The organism is Enterococcus sp. GPZ-007 (assembly GCF_059374735.1).
Genome location: NZ_JCAFYN010000106.1, coordinates 1 through 952, shown reverse-complemented (window position 1 = coordinate 952; position 952 = coordinate 1). Strand labels below are relative to the sequence as shown.

At 44.0% G+C, this 952-nt stretch carries 1 protein-coding gene; it reads left to right on the top strand.

Annotated elements, in window-relative coordinates:
- Positions 1-78 precede the first annotated feature (78 nt).
- Positions 79-720, top strand: coding sequence for a DUF2922 family protein (locus AC4J95_RS21080; protein ID WP_494551548.1), 642 nt, complete (start codon positions 79-81; stop codon positions 718-720).
- Positions 721-952 lie beyond the last annotated feature (232 nt).

Genomic DNA, 952 nt, shown 5'->3' with positions numbered 1-952 from the left:
ATTTATTACAGAAACGTTGCAGGGATTGGTAGGCTCATGAACAGGACAAAAAAATCGAACGGATAAGGAGGGGAGATCATGGCAGATCTAGTCGCAAAATTTGAGAATAGTTTAGGCAGAAAGCATAAGCTGCGGGTCAAAAAAGCCAATACCGATATTGAACCGGAAAAAATCAGAGCCTCACTGGAAAAACTAACAACGGTCGATCTTTTTCGAAATAAGAAGGACACCCGATTATTTGATAAAGTCATCACCGCCAGCTTTTTCGAAGACTTCGACCGGATAATCTTTGATAATAGCAGTGATGAAGTGATTGAAGTGACCGTGGGAGAAGCTGCGCCTGTGAACACGCAGGTAATGGACGAGCACGTAGTCGTTAGTGAACAGCCAAAATCATCGTTTGAAGAGATCAAGTTAACTGTCGTTGAAGAGAAAATGGTCGAACCAACCGTATTAAAACAAGTGCTGGAATTACCATTGGGCTTCAAGCTGAATCATTTATTCCAGGAACAGAAACGCGCATTAATCGTCTCTAAAGTGCCGGAGGGCGGCAAGCCGATAGAAGCGAATATCCACAATGAGGAGAATCCTGTCCGTATCGAGCTGCTGGTAGAACTTAAAGAGGAAATAGAGAAGAAAGCCAACGCCTCCCCGCCACAGGATCAGCGAGAAAAACAGAGCCTCTGGGACCGTTTGAAAAAGCGAAGGTGGCTAGAATAAATCTATGAATAGCCGAGGTCCAGACCAGCCGACAACCGCGGATTGGCTGCAAAGACTGTGGTGTATTAAAGCTGCCATTTTATTTAACTCTACAGAACAGAGCAATCTAGGCGAAAAGAACCGTTGATTCTTGTGAAGAACATCGAAGTGATTTATCCAAAAAGGAATCAGAGGAGTGCGCGCTAATCTGGTTCTTGAGTAGAGGATCACGTTGATTTCAACTCACAAAGAA